This window comes from Salmonirosea aquatica (assembly GCF_009296315.1).
Classification (GTDB): Bacteria; Bacteroidota; Bacteroidia; order Cytophagales; family Spirosomataceae; genus Salmonirosea; species Salmonirosea aquatica.
Genome location: NZ_WHLY01000002.1, coordinates 3,895,553 through 3,916,745 on the forward strand (window position 1 = coordinate 3,895,553; position 21,193 = coordinate 3,916,745).

Sequence of the window (21,193 nt, forward strand, 5' to 3'; positions counted from 1 at the left end):
GACAGCAGAAGATGACCGTTACTTTTGTAGATATTCGTGAAGTTTAATTAACATCCAGAATCATTAATCTATTACCTACCTATGGCTACCCAAACCGAATCCATTATAGACGCCCTGCCCTCCGATGCTGCGTCGCTCGATTGGCAGCAAATTCTCACCGATACCATCGCTGCTTTTGATTGTACCACGGGCACCATCCATACCCTAGATCAAGAAACCCAGCTGCTAATGCTACGGGCGCAACAGGGCATTCCCGAATTTTTACTGCCCAAAATGTCCCAGATTCCCATTGGCAAAGGCATGGCGGGCATTGCAGCCGAACGCCGGGAAGCTGTGGAAATGTGCAATCTACAGACCGACGAGTCGGGGGTGGCCCGTCCGTCGGCGAAGGAAACCAAAGTAGAAGGGTCGCTCGCCGCACCGATGCTCCTGGATGGTGAATTGTATGGCGTCCTGGGTATTGCCAAACCCGTTCCGTACGACTTCAGCGAAACCGAAATCAGCGCTTTGATGCAGCTTGGGCAAGAAATCAGCCGCCTTCTTAGTCAGTAATCCCACCAAAACGGTCCTGGGCAGGCATCCGGAAGTCCGTTTGAGTAATTCTTTTTTATGAAATGGACTTTTGTCATTCAGCAAAAAATGAAGGCCGCGCTCCTGCTCGGTTGCATCATGGTGTTGGTATTGGTGAGCGTTCTGCTTTCGCGAAGCAATATCGAAGGAATCGACAAATCCTTTTCATCCCTTTACGCCGATCGGCTGATTCCAACCACCGACATTGTCTATCTGACGGAAAGCCTGTACCAAAAGCGGTTGCTAATGGAAAAGCAGTTTATGGCGCGGGAAGAAAATTCTTGGGAGAATGTCAGCAGCCAGCTGCACGCCCATAACCAGCGGATCGATTCGCTGGTGGGGGAATTTAAAAAAACGTATCTGGTCAAAAATGAATTGGTCAGCCTTCGGGCCTTCCAGAGCCGGCATAGCGAGTATGCCCGGATGGAACAGAAAATCGTGAGTCTGGGAAAAGCTGGCAACCCGTCGGCGGGCCTCGCCCTGCATGCAAACCAGGGCAATGTATTGTTTCAGAAAACAATGACCCGACTTCGGGAGCTCACTCAGATTCAGTCGTCGGTGGGTAAGGAGTTATTACGAAAATCTCACCGGGATGTTCTGCAATTTGTATTCCTGTCCACCATCCAGATCGTGATGGTGATTGTGATTGGACTGATGGTACTGGGTCTGATCCGAAGCTCGAAAATGATCCATAGCAAATCGGAGCCATTCCATTTGAATTAATTAAAGGTACCCCCTAATACAAGAAACTCCGGCCAATCTGACCGGAGTTTCTGCATTATTTGCTAATTCGATTTGTTAGGTGGGTTTATAAGACTTTCGTCATCAGCGTGGCCCTCGGCTTCGGTTGGACGAGGATGAACTGCTACTTCTGCTGCTGCTCGAATTGGAGCGTGGCGAGGCTTCTGAACTGCGGCTCCGGGATGCCGGAGCTTCCATCCGAGGACTGCTGCTACTCCGGCTCGGCTGTGAGTACTCCCTGCTACTGCTGCGGGACGGTGCCTGCTCCATGCTACGGGAACGGCTCGACGAGCTACTCGACCGTGCTTCAGGTGCGCTGTAAGGGCTCGAACTCGGTGATGAAGCGCTACTCCGGCCACGACTTGATGAGCTTTCTACACTTGACCGCGTTTCGGGAGCGCTGTAAGGGCTCGAGCTGGGTGACGAAGTACTGCTCCGGGCACGGCTTGATGGCTCTCCCGATTCATAGGTGCGGCTGGATGAAGAGGCGGGACTTTCATAGCTTCTGGAACTGGCCGATGGACTGGCTGCTTCATAGCTACCCCGACTCCGGCTGGAAGTGCCCGCATCGTAGGTACGATTGGAGGTACCTCCGTTATCCGCTTCAGCGGATTGTCGCGAACTGCGGTTCGAGGTACTCGTACTATTATCGCGATCCTGGCGGTAAAGCCCGCTTTCGCTGTTGCCATTGGCACGGTAGGAGCCGTCGTTGCTTTGGCGGTTCGATGCATAGCGGCTGCCGCGTATCTCGTCGGCGCGATACACCGGCACACTGCCTCGGGTCACCTGCTCGATTTCGCTGCGGCGTGGTCCGTAGGCATACACCCGGTTGTCGTTGCGGTAGTAATTGTTAATGATTGTGGTTTGATTGTATACGTTCCGGTAGCGGTTGCCGTACACGCAGAAGCCAAATACCCGGGGGCGATAGACATAGCGCTGGGGTACAAAAACCCAGAAATTGAAGGGGATATTGAACGAAACCCCAACCCGCACACCGGGCCACAGCGGTGCCCAGCCATAGTACCCGCCGCCCGAGCGCCAGTCGACCCAGGCGGGGCCCCACTCGTAGTCAGGTACCCAGGCCCAGCCGTAGTAATCGTCGTAGAACCAGCGTCCGTAGTGGAAAGGTGCCCAGCCCCAGTCGTAGTCCGACACCCAGGTGTTGCCGTATTCGGTCATCATCCATTGCCCGTTGGTAGCGTAGGGCTGGAAGTCACGATCGACATTGTAGGGTGTCCAGATGGAACCGTACTGCGGGTGGGAAGTCCATCGCCCATAGGGCGAAAGCTCGTTATAAAAAGTTTGGAAAGATACCGACACGCCCGGCTGAGCCGAGGCAGGATTACCCAGCCAGGAGCTCAGCGCAAAGAAGGCGAACAGATAAAGGAAGCGTGATTTTTTCATGGCTATATAATTTTTGAATGCGTGGGAACTGGATGCCGGTTATTGGACAAGCTGGAATAAAAAAGGTTTAAAAGCGGATGATTATTTGCTTTTAGCAGAAAAACGCTAACATGGCCTGAAAAGTATACAAGATAAGTCGGCAAAAGATTCAATCCCTATCTCAGATATTCCGCTTACCTATCAGACAGTCTACAAAGCACTTACCCCTATCGGCTTCTTATATAATTTTCAGACTATTGAATAATCTGCCCCAGAAAGCAACAGGAACGATTCTTTACCGATTGTCAGGTCTACTTTGTATGCTTTGCATGGACACCTATCTGATTGTATTAATGATTATTGGCGTGGCTTCCCTGGGCATGGCCTGGATGCCCCGGATTTCCAAGAAAATCAAAATTTCGTATTCACTGATCTATGTCCTGTTCGGGGCGATTCTTTACATTTTTGGCGACAGTCTGCCGCTGCCCGATCCCATCCGCAAGCAGGCCTACACCGTTCACCTTACCGAACTGGTGGTGATCATTTCACTCATGGGGTCGGGCCTGAAAATCGACCGTCCCTTCTCGGTCAAGAACTGGAGCCTTCCTTTCCGGCTAATTAGCTTCACCATGCTGCTGAGCATAGGTACCATGGCTTTTTTGGCGTGGTACTACCTGGGTTTTGACCCCGCTTCTTCGTTACTTCTGGCGGCGGTGCTGGCGCCCACCGACCCGGTGCTGGCGGCAGACGTACAGGTAGGGCCACCCCATGAGAATACCCGTGACGACGTTCGGTTCGCCCTTACCGCCGAGGCAGGCCTCAACGACGGTCTGGCGTTTCCTTTCACCTGGCTGGCGATTACGGTGGCACAGATCAGCCTCACGAATGAGGGTAGCCTAACCGAATGGGTACTGTTTGACTTGACGTACCGGATTGTGGTAGGTGCGCTGGTGGGGTTTCTGCTGGGACGGGGATTGGCCTATGTACTGTTTCGGAAGTCGGAGCAAAAGAACATTCTCGAGATGAACAACGGCTTTGTGGCCTTAGCGGCCACATTGGTCATTTACGCTTTCACCGAAATGATTCATGCCTATGGCTTCCTGGCGGTGTTCGTCGGGGCAGTCACGCTGCGTAACTTTGAAATGAAGCACGAGTTCCATAAGCAACTCCATTCGTTTACTGACCAGATCGAACGTATCCTGGTGGCTATCGTGCTCATCCTCTTTGGTGGTAGCCTGGTCAGCGGGGTGCTGGGCGCGCTCTCGGGACAGATGGTCGTGCTGGGTTTTGTATTCGTATTGTTGGTCAGGCCATTGACGGGGTACCTGGCCCTGCTCGGCACGGATTTGCACCGCCTGCAGCGCTGGACCATCTCTTTTTTTGGCATCAAGGGCATCGGATCGTTTTTCTATCTTTCCTTTGCCCTGAGCAAGACGGATTTTGCCTATACCAAAGAAATCTGGGCACTAACGGCTTTCACGGTGTTAATCTCATTACTGGTTCACGGATCGACGGCGGCTTTAAGCATGGATAAGATTGGGAAAAAGTTTTCGCAGGCGCCCGCCGCAGAGGTTGATTTGCCTACCGGGGAACCGTAAATTGCAAAACATAACCTTATCTGTATTCTCTTGAAAAAAATCCCTATCCTTTTTCTGATCCTGATTTACACCTCCTGCCGACAAATGCCAACCCAACCCGTCATTCTGGTAGAAGGCGTTTCTGAACAACTGGCGCGTCACCGCCGGCAAGTACTCACCAACATTGCCTACCAGCTAGAATTCACAATTCCGGAAAAAAAGGAGGCTGACATTGCCGCCCGGGAAAGCATCTCGTTTGTCTGGAAGAAAAACTCCACCGCACTTTCTCTCGATTTTAAGGAACAGCGCGATCATATCAAGCGGATTTTTGTAAATCAGGCAGAGGTACCTATTGTGTTTGAGAAAGAGCACATTCTGATTGCACCTACCTACCTGAAAGCGGGAAAAAACACGGTGGAGTTAGAATTCATCGCCGGAAATCTGTCCCTGAACCGCAACGAGGAGTACCTTTATACCCTGCTCGTACCCGACCGCGCCCGGACGATTTTTCCCTGCTTCGACCAACCCGATTTGAAAGCAACCTTTCAACTGGAATTAACTGTTCCGGCAGAGTGGAAGGCGGTAAGCAATGCCCCGCTGGATGAAAGGGGAGGTTGGAAAGTGTATCCCCCCTGAGTGCGCTGCCGGATAGTGTAAAAAAACAGATTCTGAATTCCCGCACCTACCGTTTCAAGCCCACTGACCTGCTCCCTACCTACCTCTTCTCGTTCGTAGCCGGAAAATTTGAGCAAGTAGCGCAAACCCGAAATGGACGGGAAATGACCCTATATCACCGCGAAACGGATACGTCCAAAATCCGCCTCAGCCTCGATCCCATTTTCGACACGCACGCCCAGGCGCTGGCTTTTATGGAGGAGTACACCCAGATCAGGTACCCCTTTCAGAAGTTCGATTTCGCCGCCATTCCCGATTTCCAGTACGGGGGCATGGAGCACGCGGGGGCCATTCAGTACAAGGCGGCGAGTTTGTTTCTGGACAAAGGCGCTACCCGGAACCAAAAGTTGGGCCGCACCAAGCTGCTCTCGCACGAAACGGCCCATATGTGGTTTGGCGATCTGGTGACGATGCGCTGGTTCAACTACGTCTGGATGAAGGAGGTATTCGCCAATTTTATGGCGGATAAGGTAGCCAAAGCTACCCAGCCCGAAAGTAATTTCGAACTGGAATTCTTGCTTTCACACTACCCGGCGGCTTACGGCGTGGACCGCACCGAAGGGCCAAACGCCATTGGTCAGCCGCTCGAAAACCTCAATCAGGCGGGTACCATGTACGGGCCTATCATTTACCACAAGGCGCCCATCATGATGCGCCAGCTTGAACGCCTTATGGGTCCCGAAGCCTTGCGCGAGGGGTTGCGGGAGTATTTGAAAAAATACGCTTACGGCAATGCCACCTGGCCCGAGCTGATCGCCATTCTGGACCCACATACGCCCGCCGACCTGGCGGCCTGGAACCGCGTGTGGGTAAACGAAACGGGACGACCTGAATTTAGTTATAACATTAAAATTGAGGACGACAAAATTAAAAAACTCACCATAACCCAGGAAGGAGAAGACGGCACGGAGCGCGTTTGGCCGCAATATTTTGAAATTGCCCTGCTTTACGAAGACCATACGGAGGAAATAACCGTGAATATGAATGCCGATACGGTAGTACTGGCGGAAGTCGAGGGTACCCCCATGCCGAAGAATATTTTGTTCAATTCGTCGGGACAGGGCTATGGCTTATTTCCTGTGGATCAGGATTTATTGAGAAAGGTACCTGATTTATCGAGTCCACTGATGCGGGCTTCGGCCTATATCAGTTTGTACGAGAATATGCTGAATAAGAAGTCAGGGATTACTCCCGCTTTGCTGGCCGACCTGCTGGTAAAAATGCTGGGAAAAGAGACGGAGGAACTGAACCTCGATCTGATCACTGACCAGCTTTCTACGATCTACTGGCAGTTTTTCTCTCCCACCAGGCGCGCCGAATGGAGCGAATATCTGGAAGGGAAAATCTGGGAAACCATGCATCAGATTTCGGATGCCAATAAAAAGAAAGTTGTGTTCAAACTGTACCAAAACATCGCGCTGGGAACATCAGCTCAGGAACAGCTTTACGAAATCTGGAAGGATCAAAAAGCGCCTACTGGAGTCACGCTTACTGAGGATGACTACACGTCATTGGCGTTGGCTTTGGCCGTGCGCGATTATCCCGTACCTGATCTTCTGGAACAGCAATTGACCCGGATCAAAAATCCCGACCGCCAGAAACGACTGCGCTTTATGGTACCTGCGCTGTCGGCGGAGGTAGGGGTACGTGATGCTTTTTTTGCTTCGCTGAAAGAGGAAAAAAACCGCGACCGGGAGGCGTGGGTAGCGGCGGCGCTAGGGTACCTTCACCATCCGCTGCGGGCGGCTACCTCGCAAAGGTATCTGCGGGAAAGTTTGGATTTGCTCGAGGAAATTCAGCGTACGGGCGACATCTTTTTCCCGTCGGCCTGGCTGAACGCGACGCTGGGTTCGTACCAGTCTCCGGAAGCAGAACGTGTCGTACGCGATTTTCTGGAGCAGCATCCCGACTACAACCCACGCCTGAAAGCCAAGCTGCTGCAGGCGGCGGATAACCTGTTCCGGGCTGAGCGGATTGTAAACTGATTGACGAAAAACACGTATCTTGTGTTAGGTAATAAGGAATCATGATTTTTGTAAAATGGAACTACCTTCCGAAATTAAGCTGCATTTTGATGAATTAACTCGCCTCTGTGAAAAATATAGTGTCCACAAGCTGTATTCCTTTGGCTCGATCAATACCGATCATTTCGATCATGAGAAAAGCGATGTGGACTTATGGGTTGAACTCGAGCCCATGCCCCCTCTCGAAAAGGGCGAAAAGCTGATGAACTTGTGGGATGATTTAGAAGTACTGTTTTCTCGAAAAGTTGATTTACTAACCGAGCAACCCCTGAAAAACCCCATACTCCAACAGAGTATCGAGAAGAATAAACGATTAATTTATGAACGAAAGGGGAAGAAAGTACCTGGCTGACATTCTACTTGCGATAGAGTTAATCGACGAATTTATCAGCGATATTTCCAATTTTGCTGATTATCAGATTGATTTAAAAACCAAAAGTGCCGTTGAGCGACAGCTTGGAATCATTGGAGAAGCCGTAAACCAATTTCGGAGAGAAAATTCGGGTGTCGAACTCAGTCACACGCGTCAGGTGGTGAATTTCAGGAACCGGCTTATTCACTCCTACGACAACATCGATGATTCAATCGTTTGGACAATTGTCAAAAGACATTTGCCTATTCTTAAAGCAGAGATCGAACAGAGACTGGCTGAATAATAAATCGTTTCAAGTTGATGCCGGTACCTCACTCTGCATGAATGACTTTCACGCGACCTACTTCGCCCGTTTCCAGCCGTACCTTGATACCGTGCGGGTGGAAAGGTGATTTGGTCAGGATGTCTTTCACCACGCCTTCGGTCAGGGTACCACTGCGCTGATCCTGTTTCAGGACGATGGAAACTTCCAGTCCGGGATGGATATTTTTACGTTCAGTCCCTGTTCGTTCAGTCATGTGGTAAGGTTATGGGTAGGTATCAGGCCGATTGCTTTTCGTAAAAAACAATCACGTCCTCCACTTCCTTGGTGGTAATGTTGAAGCGCTCAGCTACCGTGGAGATTGAATTGCCGTGCAGGAAAAGCTCGAACACCGCCTGCGACAGTACCTCTGTGTCACCTACCACCGGTCGGCCCGACTGCCGGGTAGGGTCAATCTGAATGGCCGATTCGCGACCCTGCGGGTAAAGTTTGGCGGCTAGGGAGTCATCGCCGAACTCAATGCGCTTGCAGAAAGGCTCCACAACCTGCTGAATCGTCAGTTGCAGCGTCTGGTCCGCTTTGATCAATTCGCCCAGCTCGGCGTTATAGAACACACTCTTTCCATCGGTAAGGATGCTGGCCGTGGCGAATGGATAATTCGTATGTAGCATATCGGCCAAAATTTCCCGCGCATTGTTAATTTTGGAAGGCCAAACACCCTGCGCACGCAACTGGTAAAAGGTGTAGAACTCGATGAGCGTATGAAAATCAGCCGCCAGATCGGGTTCGCCTTCCGACTCACCTGTACCCAGTTGGCCCTTTTTATACTCCCGCATCCATTGTTTAACCTGAGCCTCGGGTAGGTCCAGAATAATGGCGATGTCTTCGACCGAATAGGTCGTGTTTGGTCGTCTGGAATTCTTGTTCGCTTTCACACAGTCGGTTTTTAGTAATCGTAAAGATAGGGATTGAGGGGACGCCAAGCCAGCGATGGCCCAGCGAAAGTTTTCACGAAAATCCCATTCCTTGACTTTACCTTTGTAGGCAGGGCAGTAGATGCCTTTAGGGATAAACTAAGAAACACCGATCTTCATTTACCTATTGGCTACCCCAACCCCAACGATCCTTACGCCGCGCTGCGCTACTATGAATTCCGGTATTTTATCGCTAATAGTTTCCTGTTTACGGTAGGATTTCTGATTCAGGAGGTCATCGTGGGCTATGAATTGTACAAACTCACCCACGACCCGCTATCGTTGGGACTGATCGGCCTCGCCGAGGTGGTACCCTTTGTATTGGTGTCGCTGTTCGGGGGGTACGTCGCTGACCGCTACGATAAGCGTAATGTGCTTCGTATCAGCCTGGTGATCATTATTCTGGCTTCTTTCATCCTCTATTTGATTTTCCAGCCCGGCTTTTTTGATTACTATACTTTGCGCGGTCGCCTGGCGCTGATCTATTCAGTTTTTTTTCTGATTGGGGCGGCCAAAGGCTTTTATTCGCCGTCTTCCTCGTCATTGAAGCCTTTTCTGGTGCCCCGGGCGATTTATCACAATTCGTCTACGTGGAGTAGCTCGTTCTGGCAGGCGGGTTCGGTCATGGGACCGGGCATTGCGGGTTTTCTGTACGTCCTGATCGGCTTGACCCACACACTGCTGGTCGTAATCGGCTGCTTCGTGGTTTGCCTGTTTTTGATCTCCATGATTGACAAAAAGCCCATCCCGGTAGCCACCAACCCTGGTACCATCTGGCAGAATCTGCGCGAGGGACTAAGCTTTGTGTTCAAGACCCGCATTGTCTTTTACGCCATTTCGCTCGATTTGTTTTCAGTGCTGTTCGGGGGCGTCGTGGCTATTCTCCCCGTTTTTGCCGAGGACATTCTGCACGTAGGACCCGAGGGGCTGGGGCTGCTGCGGGCCGCACCTTCGGTGGGCGCCCTGCTCACGATGTTTTTTATGGCGTACTATCCACCCACCCACACGGCCTGGCGCAACATGCTGGTGGCTGTAGCGGGCTTTGGAATCTTCACAATTCTATTTGCTTTGTCGGAATATTTCTGGCTGTCGTGCTTTGCCCTGTTCATGACGGGTTCGTGCGATAGCGTCAGCGTCATCATCCGGCAAACGATCCTGCAAATCTATCCGCCCGACGAAATGCGGGGTCGTGTGGCGGCGGTTAACGGTATTTTTGTGAGCTCATCCAACGAGCTGGGGGCCTTCGAGTCGGGCGTGGGTGCCAAACTATTGGGTACGGTACCTTCGGTGCTGCTGGGTGGGGTAGTCACGGTGGGAGTGGTTTCGTGGATTTATGTCCGGTCGCGGGATCTGTTTGGGGTGAGGCTAAGCTGAGAAGTTGCCTGTTAACAGACCAAGGTTTTCCATTGATTTTCCTGAAATCTCACTTTATCACACTATTTTGCAAGACCATTTTCGGTAAACGTATATACAAACCCAAATAACCATGAAAACAACTGGACTCCTCCTTTTCTTCTGTGTGCTTCTGACCGCCAGTGTGCAGGCCCAAACTTTCCGGGGCCTTGACAAAAGCCCGATGGATATGGCCTACTACCCCGACGACTACGCGCACGATCGTAAGTTTGCACCCGACAAAATCAAGGGCGAAACCGCCAAGGTACGCGTCATTTACAGTCGCCCGGCTTTGAAGGGCCGTGCATTGGGAGATCTCGTTCCGACCGGCAAAGTGTGGCGTGTAGGGGCTAACGAGGCTTCTGAAATTAAGTTCTACGAAGATGCCACGATCATGGGCAAGAAGGTGAAAGCAGGTACCTACGCCCTGCTGGGCCAAGCCAACGAACAGGATTTTACCGTTATTCTAAGTAGCGATGTGGACCAATGGGGCGCGTACAGCTATGACCCGAAATACGATGTATTACGCGTGAACGCACCTCTTAAGGAGATATCTGAACCCGTCGAGAATTTTGCGATCCAGTTTGCCAAAGGCGATGGCAAAGAAGTACTCATGCGCATGGCCTGGGGCAATGTTATGGTGGAGGTACCTATGGAGTTCTAAAAAGCCTATGGCCGTTAGCGGTTGGCCAATAGTTTTCCTTTAGAGCAAAGGGCAGCAAGGGCCAAAGCCCACGCTGCCCTTTGCTCTAAATCCGGAACTGTTGCTTTATTGGATAATTGCTTACAAAAAAGGCTATCGACCAACACCTATTAGCCAATAGCTAAGAATTACCACAAATAAATCCGCTTCTCCGGCGCGACGTATAGCTTGTCGCCGGGCTTCACGTTGAAGGCCTGATACCAGGCATCCATATTGATAAGCGGACCGATGGTGCGCCACTCGCCGGGCGAGTGCGGATCGACCAGTACCTGCTGGGCAGCGGCTTCGGGCAGGATATTGGTACGCCATACCTGCGCCCAGGCCAGAAAGAAGCGCTGGTCGGGCGTGAAGCCGTCGATTTTCTCGTTCGATTTTCCTTGTGGAGTCATTTTGAAGGCCGTGTAGGCGGCGTTGAGCCCGCCCAGGTCGCCAATGTTCTCGCCCAGAGTCAAGCGGCCGTTGACGTGCAGGGTGTCAAGTACCGTGTAATTATTATACTGCTCCACGAGGCGGTCGGCCAGGCTTACGAACTTCTTACGATCGTTCTCGGTCCACCAGTTGCGGAGGTACCCATCCTTGTCATACTGACTGCCGCTGTCGTCGAAACCATGCGAAATCTCGTGCCCGATCACCGCGCCAATGCCGCCGTAATTCACCGCGTCGTCGGCGTTGGGATCAAAGAAGGGGAATTGCAAAATTCCTGCGGGGAACACGATCTCGTTCTGCACGGGATTGTAGTAGGCGTTCACGGTAGGTGGCGTCATGCCCCACAGCGTTTTATCAACAGGCTTACCCAGCTTGTTTACCATATCCTTATAGTCCCACGCATCGCCGTTCTTCACATTGGCGTAGAAAGTCGTGGGCTTGATATCGAAGCCTTCATAGGTCTGCCATTTCTCGGGGTAGCCGATTTTGGGCGTAAAGTTGTGGAGCTTGGCCAGGGCCTTTTCCTTGGTTTCGTCGCTCATCCATTCCAGCCCTTTGATGCGCTGTTCGTAGGCTTTCACCAGATTCTTGATCAACTCGTCCATGCGCTGCTTGGCGGCGGGCGTAAAGTACTTTTTCACGTAAAGCTGCCCCAGCAATTCACCAATGGTGCGGTCGGTCAGTTGCGACATCCGTTGCCAGCGGGGCGTCTGTATCTTTTGTCCGGTCAGTACCTGGTTGAAGGCAAAATTGGCATCCACAAAATCAGAACTCAGGTAGGAGGCCGACGATTTGAGTAGATTCCAAGTCAGGTAGGTCTTCAGATCGGGCAGTGACGTAGCATTGAAGAGCGAATCGGCTTTCACAAAAAACTTCGGATTGTTCACCAGCACGGTATCCTCGCCCTTCACCATCATCATGGGCATGATCTTCTGCCAGTCGAAATGGGGGGTACTTTTAGAAAATTCGGCTACCGACAGTTTGTTGTAGGTCTTCTGCGGGTCACGCATCTCCACGCGGGGCATCTGCGCCCGGGCCAGTTCGGTTTCCAACTTCATGATCGCATCGGCGTTGGATTTGGCCTGCGCTTCGGGGGTACCTGTGAGCGTGAATAGCTTTACGATATAATCACGGTAACCCGCCCGTATTTTCTGACTGCGGGCGTCGTCTTTCAGGTAATAGTCGCGGTCGGGTAGGGTGGTACCTCCCTGCGAGAATTGGGGTACCATTACCTCCACGTTCTTCCGATCCTGACCTACATAGAAGCCATAGAATGGGCTGCCCATGCCCATCGTACGGGCTTTGGCAATTTGCTCGATAGCGGCTTGCTTGCTGTTGATGCCATTCAGTTTTTGCAGGTCAGCCTTGATGGGCGTGTAGCCCAGCTTTTCGATGGCGGCGCTGTCCATCGCCGACTTATAAAAATCGCTCACCCGCCGTTCCACCGAACCGGCCGGGGCGTTTTTATTGGTGGCGGCGTCATCCAGCAGCCCGCGTACGGCCTCGATGTTGAAGTCGCGGAGTACGTTGAAACTACCCCAGCGCGTTTCTTTTGCCGGCACAGGGTTGTTCTTGATCCAGTTGCCGCTGGCGTAAGTATAAAAATCGTCCCCCGGCTTGGCCGACAGATCCATGTTGGCGGGATCGATGAACTTCTCGGGCGTGAGGGGTTTTACTTCTTTCTTTTGAGCAAAGGAATCCGTGGATAAAAATCCAATTCCAACAAGTAGGAGTAGAAAGGCTTTTGTTTTACAGGTCATTATTCGATTAAGTTAATACAGTAACTGTTGTTAGTGCAATGATAGCATGTTTTTGGATAATCTAAACGGCCTGTGCCCCATGTTTGTTATGGCTGAGCTTGTTGGAACGGATCACAGCATGCTTTTTCGCGCGAAATTGAGAATATAGGGCCGAGAGTACACCTGGTCAGAGGATATAGTCTCCGTCGATTATTTGAACAGGTTCCGGAATATCGGTTTCTCCCAGCATTTGCAGCAGATTGATCTCGATGGTTCGGGTGATCTGATCCAGCGGTACCCCGGTGGGTAGTGGCTCGAATGGATTGACCAGCGCCTGACCTACCGAATGGGTAGTAAGGAAAACATACCCAACCAACGCCCCGAACAAAATAGACCAATAGCCGATGGCATTGGCGGTTACCATGGTAGTACTGATAATGAAAATCCAGATAAAAGAACGGGTGTAGTAGTTGTAAGTCGTGGGAAACACCGTGTTGGCGATGCGCTCGGATTTTCCCATTTCATCGCAAAAATTAACAATCATCCGGTTCATTTCCATGAATCGGAAACCATCGATAGCTCCCCTTTGATACAGGTCTTCTATGAACGTGGATTGGTACGAAAGTATAGCATTGTGAACGTTTGCGGCTTTTTCCACTTCGGCAAACTCTTCTGGCGAAATGTACCTGCCATGTTCTTTTACGTCTGATTTCCGCAAGTTTTTCTTCAAAGCATACAGGAAGGCAATGTGCCGCTTAACCGCGGTATGCCTCAAATTAAGGAGTTCCTGCTCGGACAAACTTTCTGAGGCCGTGGTGTAGTGAATGACCTGGCGCGCCCAGGTTCGGGAGTCATTCACGATCGCACCCCAAATCTTCCGGGCTTCCCACCAGCGGTCGTAGGACTGATTGTTGTTAAAACCGACAAAAAAGGCAAGGGCGGTACCCAGGATGGTAGGGATGACCGCCGGAAATGCAAAGTACTGGCTTACTACATATTCGTTAAGGAAAAACGCCACTACACAAATCAATAAATCGAACATAGCATAACGCCCCGTTCCCGATATGATCCGGCCTATCCTTACATTTTTTGAGATTAGCATAAGATTATCGTTGCTCCTATTCTTCTGTAATACTGCCCGGATTGCGTCACTTCCACACCAGCCCCATATTTTTAAACATAAAAGCGTACAAATCCGCCGTGGTTTCCAGGGCCTTCTTGGTATTGCTGGCGCCGTGGCCCGAGTTAGTTTCGATGCGGATCAATAATGGATTGGTAGACGACGCTCCCGCTTTTTCCTGTAAGGTAGCGGCGTATTTGAACGAATGCGCGGGTACCACGCGATCGTCGTGGTCGGCGGTAGTGATGAGCGTGGCGGGGTACTTGCCGCCTTCTTTAATATTGTGGAGCGGCGAGTACTTATACTGGTACGCAAACTCGTCGGCGTTGTCGCTGCTGCCGTAATCAGCGATCCAGTTCCAGCCGATGGTAAATTTGTGGAAACGCAGCATGTCCATCACGCCTACAGCGGGCAGGGCTACCTTGAATAGCTCGGGCCGCTGGTTGATGACCGCGCCCACCAGCAGCCCGCCGTTAGAACCACCCTGCACGGCCAGGTACTCGGGCGAGGTGTACTTTTCTTTAATAAGGTACTCCGCCGCCGCAATAAAATCGTCGAACACATTCTGCTTGTTTAGCTTCATACCCTGTTCGTGCCATGCCTCCCCGTACTCGCTGCCACCGCGCAGATTGGCCTGCACGAAAATCCCGCCCTGATCCAGAAATGGAATGCGCGTCGCGCTGAACGACGGATCGAGGCTGATGTTGAACCCACCGTAGCCGTACAGAATCGTCGGGTTGGTACCATCCCGTTTCAGGCCTTTTTTGTAGACGATAAAAGCCGGAATTTTGGTGCCGTCCTTACTGGGGTAGAATACCTGCTTCGTTTCGTAATCAGTGGGTTTGAAGCTCACCTCCGGCTCGCGGAAGACGGTACTTTTCTTCGTAGCGATGTCGTAACGGAAGATCGTGGGCGGATAATTGAACGAGGTGTAGGTATAAAACACAAATGGGTCGTCCTTCTCACCCCCAAAGCCACCCGCCGAACCCAAGCCCGGTAGCTTCACTTCGTTTTCCAGCTTACCGTTCATGTCATACACATACGCTCGCGTGGTCACGTCCTTGGAGTAGAGCGCAAAGAGTTTGCCGCCGGAGGTACCTGCATTGAGCAGCGGCTCAGGCTTTTCGGATAGGAAGGGTTGCCAGGTTTTGGGTTGGGAAAGGTACTTCATCACTTTGCCGTTGGGCGCGTTTTCGTTGGTTTCGATCAGGAAACCGCCGTCCACGTTTTCGACAATCCCGTAGGAAAAATCCGTGATTTCTTCCTTAATGGGCGTGAAGGTACCCTCCCCCTTTTTCATCACCCATAGGCCGTTGCCATCCAGGCCTTTGCCCCGGTCGCTGAGGTAGAGGGCGGCGTATTGCTCGTCTTCAGTGGTGCTGACGGTATGAAACCGCTGCGGATTGGCGGGGTCTTCGTAGATCAGCTTGTCGTCGCTCTGAGGGGTACCTACCTGATGGTAAAAAACCTGATGGTTTTCATTTTTGGCGGCCAGCGCACTGCCTTCGGGCTTGGGGTAGCGACTGTAATAAAAGCCGTCGCCCTGCCAGGCCGCGCCCGAGACTTTCACCCATTCCAGCTTATCGGGCATCATTTTCAGGGTTTTCATATCCATTACCTGGTACTCCTGCCAGTCGGAGCCACCCTGCGAAAAACCACACACCGCGTAGTTCCCGTCTTTGGACAAGCTGAAAACCGTCAATCGCGTAGTACCGTCGGCCGAGAGTTTGTTGGGATCGAGCACCACTTCGGGGGTACCTTGCAGCCCTTTTTGTCTATAAAGTACCGACTGATTTTGCAACCCGTCGTTTTTATAGAAATAAAAGTACTCGCCTTTCTTGCGGGGCGCCGAGTACTTGGGGTAGTTGTAGGCTTTTTCCAGATCGTCGAAGATCTTTTGCTTGAAGGGAATTTTGTTCAGATAACCGAATGTCACTTCATTCTCGGCTTTCACCCAGGCGGCCGTTTCGTCCGAGCGGTCATCTTCGAGCCAGCGGTACGGGTCAGGTACCTGGGTACCGTGGTAGGTATCGACGTGGTCTATTTTTTTGGTGGTGGGGTACGTCATAGTCTGCGCCGATCCGTCGGGATGGAGCAGTGTGGCGGTCAATAAGGTCATGCCGAGTAGTTTATAATCCATCTTTTTGCCAGGATTTGAAGTGATGAGCAAATGTACACTTGGTTTGTATGACAAACAATGGCCGGGAATTGTACAAAGGGTGCGTGCTTTTAGCCTGATTGTTTGAAATAGTGTCATTCTTCTTATTTTGCTCCTATATTTATTATCAAACAAAACCACGCTATGAAAACACAACTCTTTCTCTTCCTGCTTCTCTTCGGGACAATTTCTTATTCTGCTCAGGCTCAGGACGCCGATTCCACCGCCTTTAAGCCGGTCAATGCTACCATTTTTCTGAAAGATGGTACGCAGCTGCGAGGACTGCTGCTTTCGGAATCGCCGGTAGGTGTACGGATCAGGACGGATAATTTGGGCGAAATGACCGTAACAACGGATAAGATCGAACGTGTTGAAAAGAACATGGATGGATTTTACCGGAATGGTCAATACTGGTTTCCCAATCCCCACAGTACCCGCTACTTCTTTGCTCCGTCGGCACTGCCATTGAGCCGAAGGGAGGGTTATTATCAGAACGCCTATGTTTTTGTCAATTCTGTATCGGTAGGGGTAACCGACCACTTCACGATGGGCGGCGGCTTTGTACTGAATCCCACTTTCCGCGACTGGCAGGTCGTTTTCCTGACGCCCAAAATCAGTTTTCCCTCCCAATCCAACGTTACATTCAGTCTCGGCGTGATCGCTATCGGTGTCTTTAACCGGCGCTATGAATATGACCCTCAAACGGGTGTGAGCCGCAAAAATGGGTTTGGAACCGATCTGGCCGGGATTGGGTACGGTACCCTTACCTTCGGCGACGCCGAACGAAATGGCTCCGTAGGATTGGGCTGGGGCTTTTCGGACAGCGACATAGGGTCTAGCCCGGTGATCAACCTGAGCTACATGACGCGGGTAGGGCGCAAGCTGGGCTTCGTAACCGAAAACTGGATTGTCATTCCCAGCCAGAACAGTGACACGGGTGCCGTTCTATCGGGTGGTCTTCGCTTTTTCGGAGAGAAAATGTCGGTCGATCTGGCGCTGCTGGTCCCTACGGCTTCGGGTGTTGGTTTCATCGCCATTCCTTACGTGGATTTTGTGGTATTGTTCGGACAGAAAAAAAAGAAAAAGTAGCCCCAGAGCGAGCAGGGTACCTAGGGAAACCGTTTGCCGATTTTCGTGTTAGGATAGTTAGGTCCTGATTGGACGCGCCTAACCACAATGGTTGGTTTTAACCCAAGATCGCGATGAATTTACCTAAAAAAATAGCCGCCCGGCAACACGAAATCACGGCGGATTTTCTGAAAGAAATAGACAAACATTTACTGGACATCGTCGAAAACCGAACCGACCGCATGTTTGAAATTCGGGATGTGGCAGACATCATGAACATCCATCCCCGGCATTTGAGCAATACCATCAAGCTGACTACCGGAAAATCGCCCTGCTATTTCTTTGAAAGAAAAATCCTCGACGTGGCCAAGGCGCTCCTGGAACAAAACGAGATGACGATTGCGGCTATCGCCGCGCTGCTAACCTACGATCCGTCCAACTTTACCAAGTTTTTCAAGCGGTTTGCCGGGCAAACCCCCAGCCAATACCGGGAGGAATATTTGATGAAACAGTACGCCGAAAACTGAACTACTCACCATTTAAACTGCGCTACTCACCATATCTACCCCTGGCAACCGACCTACCTTTGTGTCATTGACAAACTAAACACGTGTAGTAATGACAAAAAGCAAACTAGTATTGGTCACGGGCGGAAGCCGGGGGCTGGGAAAAGACATGGCCTTGCGAATCGCTCAGAAAGGGCATGATGTGCTGCTGACCTACCACAGTAAAAAAGACGAAGCCGAAGCCGTAGTACAGGAAATAGAAGCGACCGGGCAAAAAGCCGCCGCCCTGCCTTTGGATGTGGGGGATATAGGTAGTTTTGAGGTTTTTATAGAGCAGGTCGGTCAAGCCCTCCAAACGGTATTCGGGGCCAGTAAAATCGATTTTCTGGTCAACAACGCCGGGGTCGGGCTGTATGTTCCTTATGCGGCGACGACCGAAGAGCAGTTTGACATGCTCATGAATATTCATTTCAAGGGACCGTTTTTCCTGACGCAAAAGCTGTTGCCCACGCTGGCCGATGGGGGAGGAATCATCAACATATCTTCGGGTTTGGCCCGTTTCTCCAATCCCGGCTCTTCGGCCTATGGTGCCATGAAAAGTGCGATGGAAACACTGACCCGCTACCAGGCTAAGGAACTGGGCGAAAGAGGCATTCGGTCCAATATCGTAGCCCCGGGGGCGATCGAAACGGATTTTGGCGGCGGTAGGGTGCGCGACAACGCCCAGCTGAATGCCCAGATCGCCTCAGTCACTGCGCTGGGCCGGGTGGGGGTACCTGAAGACATCGGCGGCGTAGTTGCCTTCTTGTGTTCCGACGACGCCCGGTGGATCAACGCCCAGCGTATAGAGGTGTCAGGGGGCATGAATCTATAGGCAGTTCCCAGCCTCATTTTTTCATTCCAATTGGTGGGGTACCCTGTAGGGTACCCCGCTTTTTTGGTTACTGTATTTTATTTATAAGATATTTTTGTTGTAAATATCTTATAGTCAATCATTTAATTATTTGTAAATAATATATTCATTTAAGATACAATCCGGGCCAGAGAAGATGGCGTAAGTGGAACCATACTTACCAATACTAAAAACCAAATCTATTATTAATCTGAAATTGACTATGAAAAAATTAGCATTTGTTATTGCCGCGATCTTTGTCGCCAACGTTTCTTTCGCCCAGGGCAACATGAAAACGGTAAATGTAGGTGGAGCCGCCATGTATCCCAACAAGAACATCATTGAAAATGCCGTTAATTCCAAGGATCACACCACGCTGGTAGCGGCGGTGAAAGCCGCCGGACTGGTGGAAACACTGCAGGGCAAAGGACCGTTCACGGTCTTTGCGCCCACCAATGCCGCCTTTGAAAAACTGCCTGCCGGTACGGTTGAAACCCTGGTGAAACCCGAAAACAAAGCCACCCTTACCAAAATCCTTACCTACCACGTGGTATCGGGTATGATGGATTCAAACGCTATTGCGGCGGCCATCAAAGAAGGCAACGGTAAGGCTACCTTCACGACGGTAGAAGGTGGCACGCTGACCGCCATGATGAAAGGAAAGAAACTGATGTTGATGGACGAAAAGGGGGGTACCTCTACTGTGACCATCAAGGATGTGTACCAGAGCAATGGCGTGATCCACGTAATCGATACGGTGGCAATGCCTGAGTAAATACTGGGTTGAGGAAAGTGAAGTTGAAAAGGCCGGCGCGGAAGCGTCGGCCTTTGTTTTTTTCAGAGGTGTATAGCAGAAAAGTAGGTACCTATTTTTCCGGGAAAGCATTAGCCAGGGTACCTCTGCTGCTTTATACGTAAAGCCTAACCAACCCACCTTCTATGACGCTCGGTTTACAGACCCTCGATTACGGTATTTTTCTGGTTTATTTCATCATTGTGGCATCCTATGGCTACTGGGTGTACACCCACAAGGGCAAACAGAACGGCGACAGCGCTAAAGATTTTTTCCTGGCCGAAGGTTCGCTGACCTGGTGGGCCATCGGGGCGTCCATCATCGCTTCCAATATTTCGGCTGAGCAGTTCATCGGTATGAGTGGGCAGGCTTTTCAGTTGGGAATCGCCATTTCGGTCTATGAGTTGCTTGGGGCGGTTTCGTTACTGATCGTGGCGGTGTACTTTCTGCCCATGTACCTCAAGAACAATATTTTTACCATGCCGCAATTCTTGTCGCAACGCTACGACACGCGGCTGGCCACGATCATGGCGGTATTCTGGCTGTTCCTATACATCTTCGTCAATATGACGTCCATCATCTATCTGGGAGCGTTGAGCCTGGAAAAGATGACAGGATTTGGCTTCATGCCCTGCGCTACCTTTTTGGTGATGTTCGCCATCGTCATCACGCTGGGGGGCATGAAAGTGATCGGCTATACGGATGTCATTCAGGTCGTGTGCCTTATTTTCGGAGGGTTGGCTACCACTTACCTCGCGCTCGGCTTACTTTCAGAACGGGTCGGGACGGGAGCGGGCGTTTTTGAAGGATTAAGCATGATTGCTCAGAAAGCTGATAGCCATCTCCACATGATTTTCAAGCCCGGTGAGTACAGTGTCCACGATGGGCGCGGCGGCTTCATCGACGCTTACAATCAATTGCCGGGCGTGATGATGTTCATCATCGGCGGACAGTTTGTCAATAACCTCAACTACTTCGGCTGCAACCAGTACATCACGCAGCGCGCTTTGGGTGCCGATCTTAAAACCGCCCGCAGCGGGTTGCTGTTCGCCTCGGTGCTCAAAATGTTCATGCCTCTGATCGTGGTACTGCCCGGTCTGGCTGCCTACGTGTTATTCCAGGAGAATGCTGATCCCGCCATCATTGGCGGCATTACCGACAATAATATCGTCAAACCCGACAATGCCTACCCGGTACTTCTGAACCTATTACCTACCGGCCTGAAAGGCCTGGCCTTCGCCGCGCTTACTGCCGCCATCGTGGCGAGCCTGGCCGGAAAAGCCAACAGTATTTCCACGATTTATATGCTCGACATCCACAAGAAGTTTTTCCAACCCGGTATGTCCGAAAAACAAACCGTCTGGACCGGCCGCGTCGCCATCGTGGTATCTTTTGTAATTGCTCTGGTGGTGAGCCCTTTGCTGCGCAACTTTGGGCAGGCATTCGAGTACATTCAGGTGTACACAGGCTATATCTCGCCAGGTATCCTGAGTATTTTCCTACTGGGTTTCTTCTGGAAAAAAGCCACCGCCAACGGTGCTCTCACGGCAGCCATTCTCAGCGTAGCTTTGTCAGCTTTCATCGAATATCAGTTTCCGGCTTTTCCTTTCCTGAACCGCATGGGTGTGGTGTTCTGGATTTGTTCGCTGGTGCACATTGCCATCAGTTTGGCGCAGTCGGGCGGTAAAGACAGTCCCAAAGCCTTTATATCCAAGCGCGAATGGTTTTCGGTTACGCCCTCATTCCGCTACGGCGCAGCGGGCGTTGTGGCGTTGTTTTGTCTGATATATTGGATTTGGTGGTAAGATGAGAGACGA

The 21,193-nt window shown here is 51.3% G+C and carries 20 protein-coding genes; 14 read left to right on the forward strand and 6 right to left on the reverse strand.

All coding sequences use genetic code 11. From position 1 onward, the window contains the following. Window positions 1-81: 81 nt before the first annotated feature. A complete protein-coding gene (locus GBK04_RS17215) occupies window positions 82-552 on the forward strand; it encodes a GAF domain-containing protein (RefSeq protein WP_152761760.1) in 471 nt (156 codons plus the stop codon). Window positions 553-609: 57 nt separating this feature from the next. Beyond that, window positions 610-1,293 carry an MCP four helix bundle domain-containing protein gene (locus tag GBK04_RS17220; RefSeq protein ID WP_152761762.1) on the forward strand — a complete coding sequence of 228 codons (684 nt, stop codon included), beginning with the start codon at window positions 610-612 and terminating at the stop codon, window positions 1,291-1,293. A gap of 102 nt (window positions 1,294-1,395) precedes the next feature. Here GBK04_RS17220 and GBK04_RS17225 read toward each other — a convergent pair whose 3' ends face one another. After that, a complete protein-coding gene (locus GBK04_RS17225; protein WP_152761764.1) occupies window positions 1,396-2,715 on the reverse strand; it encodes a DUF6600 domain-containing protein in 1,320 nt (439 codons plus the stop codon). Between the two features lie 308 nt (window positions 2,716-3,023). Here GBK04_RS17225 and GBK04_RS17230 point away from each other — a divergent pair, with 308 nt between their 5' ends. The 5 genes from GBK04_RS17230 to GBK04_RS17245 are packed head-to-tail and all read left to right on the forward strand — an operon-like array spanning window position 3,024 to window position 7,626. Beyond that, window positions 3,024-4,292 (forward strand): cation:proton antiporter, encoded by a 1,269-nt coding sequence (locus GBK04_RS17230; protein WP_373331066.1) that lies wholly within the window; start codon window positions 3,024-3,026, stop codon window positions 4,290-4,292. A gap of 30 nt (window positions 4,293-4,322) precedes the next feature. Further along, the gene (locus GBK04_RS30730) at window positions 4,323-4,907 is read left to right on the forward strand and encodes a gluzincin family metallopeptidase (RefSeq protein ID WP_373331067.1); all 585 of its coding nucleotides are present in this window, start codon (window positions 4,323-4,325) and stop codon (window positions 4,905-4,907) included. Beyond that, window positions 4,886-6,931: a M1 family aminopeptidase gene (locus GBK04_RS17235; protein ID WP_373331068.1), complete on the forward strand. Its 2,046-nt coding sequence runs from the start codon at window positions 4,886-4,888 to the stop codon at window positions 6,929-6,931. The genes GBK04_RS30730 and GBK04_RS17235 overlap by 22 nt, the downstream gene beginning before the upstream one ends. Window positions 6,932-6,986: 55 nt before the next feature. Further along, entirely contained in the window at window positions 6,987-7,322 is a 336-nt protein-coding gene (locus tag GBK04_RS17240; protein WP_152761768.1) for a nucleotidyltransferase family protein, read from the forward strand. After that, window positions 7,291-7,626, forward strand: coding sequence for a HepT-like ribonuclease domain-containing protein (locus GBK04_RS17245; RefSeq protein ID WP_152761770.1), 336 nt, complete (start codon window positions 7,291-7,293; stop codon window positions 7,624-7,626). Before GBK04_RS17240 ends, GBK04_RS17245 begins: the two co-directional genes overlap by 32 nt. A 28-nt stretch (window positions 7,627-7,654) precedes the next feature. Here the strand turns inward: GBK04_RS17245 and GBK04_RS17250 are convergent, their stop codons facing one another. Both GBK04_RS17250 and GBK04_RS17255 read right to left on the reverse strand, forming a co-directional pair. Beyond that, window positions 7,655-7,861 (reverse strand): YwbE family protein, encoded by a 207-nt coding sequence (locus GBK04_RS17250; protein ID WP_152761772.1) that lies wholly within the window; start codon window positions 7,859-7,861, stop codon window positions 7,655-7,657. Window positions 7,862-7,883: 22 nt separating this feature from the next. Further along, complete coding sequence (locus GBK04_RS17255; RefSeq protein ID WP_152761774.1) at window positions 7,884-8,540, reverse strand: DUF433 domain-containing protein; 657 nt, start codon at window positions 8,538-8,540, stop codon at window positions 7,884-7,886. A gap of 165 nt (window positions 8,541-8,705) precedes the next feature. On the opposite strand from GBK04_RS17255, the gene GBK04_RS17260 reads away from it, so the two are divergent. Both GBK04_RS17260 and GBK04_RS17265 read left to right on the forward strand, forming a co-directional pair. Beyond that, window positions 8,706-9,953: an MFS transporter gene (locus GBK04_RS17260; protein ID WP_373331464.1), complete on the forward strand. Its 1,248-nt coding sequence runs from the start codon at window positions 8,706-8,708 to the stop codon at window positions 9,951-9,953. A 112-nt stretch (window positions 9,954-10,065) separates the two neighbouring features. Next, entirely contained in the window at window positions 10,066-10,635 is a 570-nt protein-coding gene (locus GBK04_RS17265) for a DUF2911 domain-containing protein (RefSeq protein WP_152761776.1), read from the forward strand. A 167-nt stretch (window positions 10,636-10,802) separates the two neighbouring features. On the opposite strand, the gene GBK04_RS17270 is transcribed toward GBK04_RS17265, so the two are convergent. The 3 genes from GBK04_RS17270 to GBK04_RS17280 all read right to left on the reverse strand — a co-directional run bounded on the left by GBK04_RS17270 (window position 10,803) and on the right by GBK04_RS17280 (window position 16,078). Then, window positions 10,803-12,860 carry a M13 family metallopeptidase gene (locus tag GBK04_RS17270; RefSeq protein WP_152761778.1) on the reverse strand — a complete coding sequence of 686 codons (2,058 nt, stop codon included), beginning with the start codon at window positions 12,858-12,860 and terminating at the stop codon, window positions 10,803-10,805. Between the two features lie 166 nt (window positions 12,861-13,026). Continuing rightward, the gene (locus GBK04_RS17275; RefSeq protein ID WP_152761780.1) at window positions 13,027-13,941 is read right to left on the reverse strand and encodes a bestrophin family protein; all 915 of its coding nucleotides are present in this window, start codon (window positions 13,939-13,941) and stop codon (window positions 13,027-13,029) included. Between the two features lie 46 nt (window positions 13,942-13,987). Then, window positions 13,988-16,078 (reverse strand): prolyl oligopeptidase family serine peptidase, encoded by a 2,091-nt coding sequence (locus GBK04_RS17280; protein ID WP_152766199.1) that lies wholly within the window; start codon window positions 16,076-16,078, stop codon window positions 13,988-13,990. Window positions 16,079-16,261: 183 nt separating this feature from the next. On the opposite strand from GBK04_RS17280, the gene GBK04_RS17285 reads away from it, so the two are divergent. From GBK04_RS17285 to GBK04_RS17305, 5 genes are all read left to right on the forward strand, one after another. Further along, the gene (locus GBK04_RS17285; RefSeq protein ID WP_152761782.1) at window positions 16,262-17,206 is read left to right on the forward strand and encodes a hypothetical protein; all 945 of its coding nucleotides are present in this window, start codon (window positions 16,262-16,264) and stop codon (window positions 17,204-17,206) included. 113 nt (window positions 17,207-17,319) lie between these two features. After that, the gene (locus tag GBK04_RS17290; protein WP_152761784.1) at window positions 17,320-17,712 is read left to right on the forward strand and encodes a helix-turn-helix domain-containing protein; all 393 of its coding nucleotides are present in this window, start codon (window positions 17,320-17,322) and stop codon (window positions 17,710-17,712) included. 91 nt (window positions 17,713-17,803) lie between these two features. Then, window positions 17,804-18,565, forward strand: coding sequence for an SDR family NAD(P)-dependent oxidoreductase (locus GBK04_RS17295; protein ID WP_152761786.1), 762 nt, complete (start codon window positions 17,804-17,806; stop codon window positions 18,563-18,565). A 241-nt stretch (window positions 18,566-18,806) separates the two neighbouring features. After that, window positions 18,807-19,358 carry a fasciclin domain-containing protein gene (locus GBK04_RS17300; RefSeq protein WP_373331069.1) on the forward strand — a complete coding sequence of 184 codons (552 nt, stop codon included), beginning with the start codon at window positions 18,807-18,809 and terminating at the stop codon, window positions 19,356-19,358. A 164-nt stretch (window positions 19,359-19,522) separates the two neighbouring features. After that, the gene (locus GBK04_RS17305) at window positions 19,523-21,181 is read left to right on the forward strand and encodes a sodium/sugar symporter (RefSeq protein ID WP_152761790.1); all 1,659 of its coding nucleotides are present in this window, start codon (window positions 19,523-19,525) and stop codon (window positions 21,179-21,181) included. The last annotated feature ends 12 nt before the right edge of the window (window positions 21,182-21,193 follow it).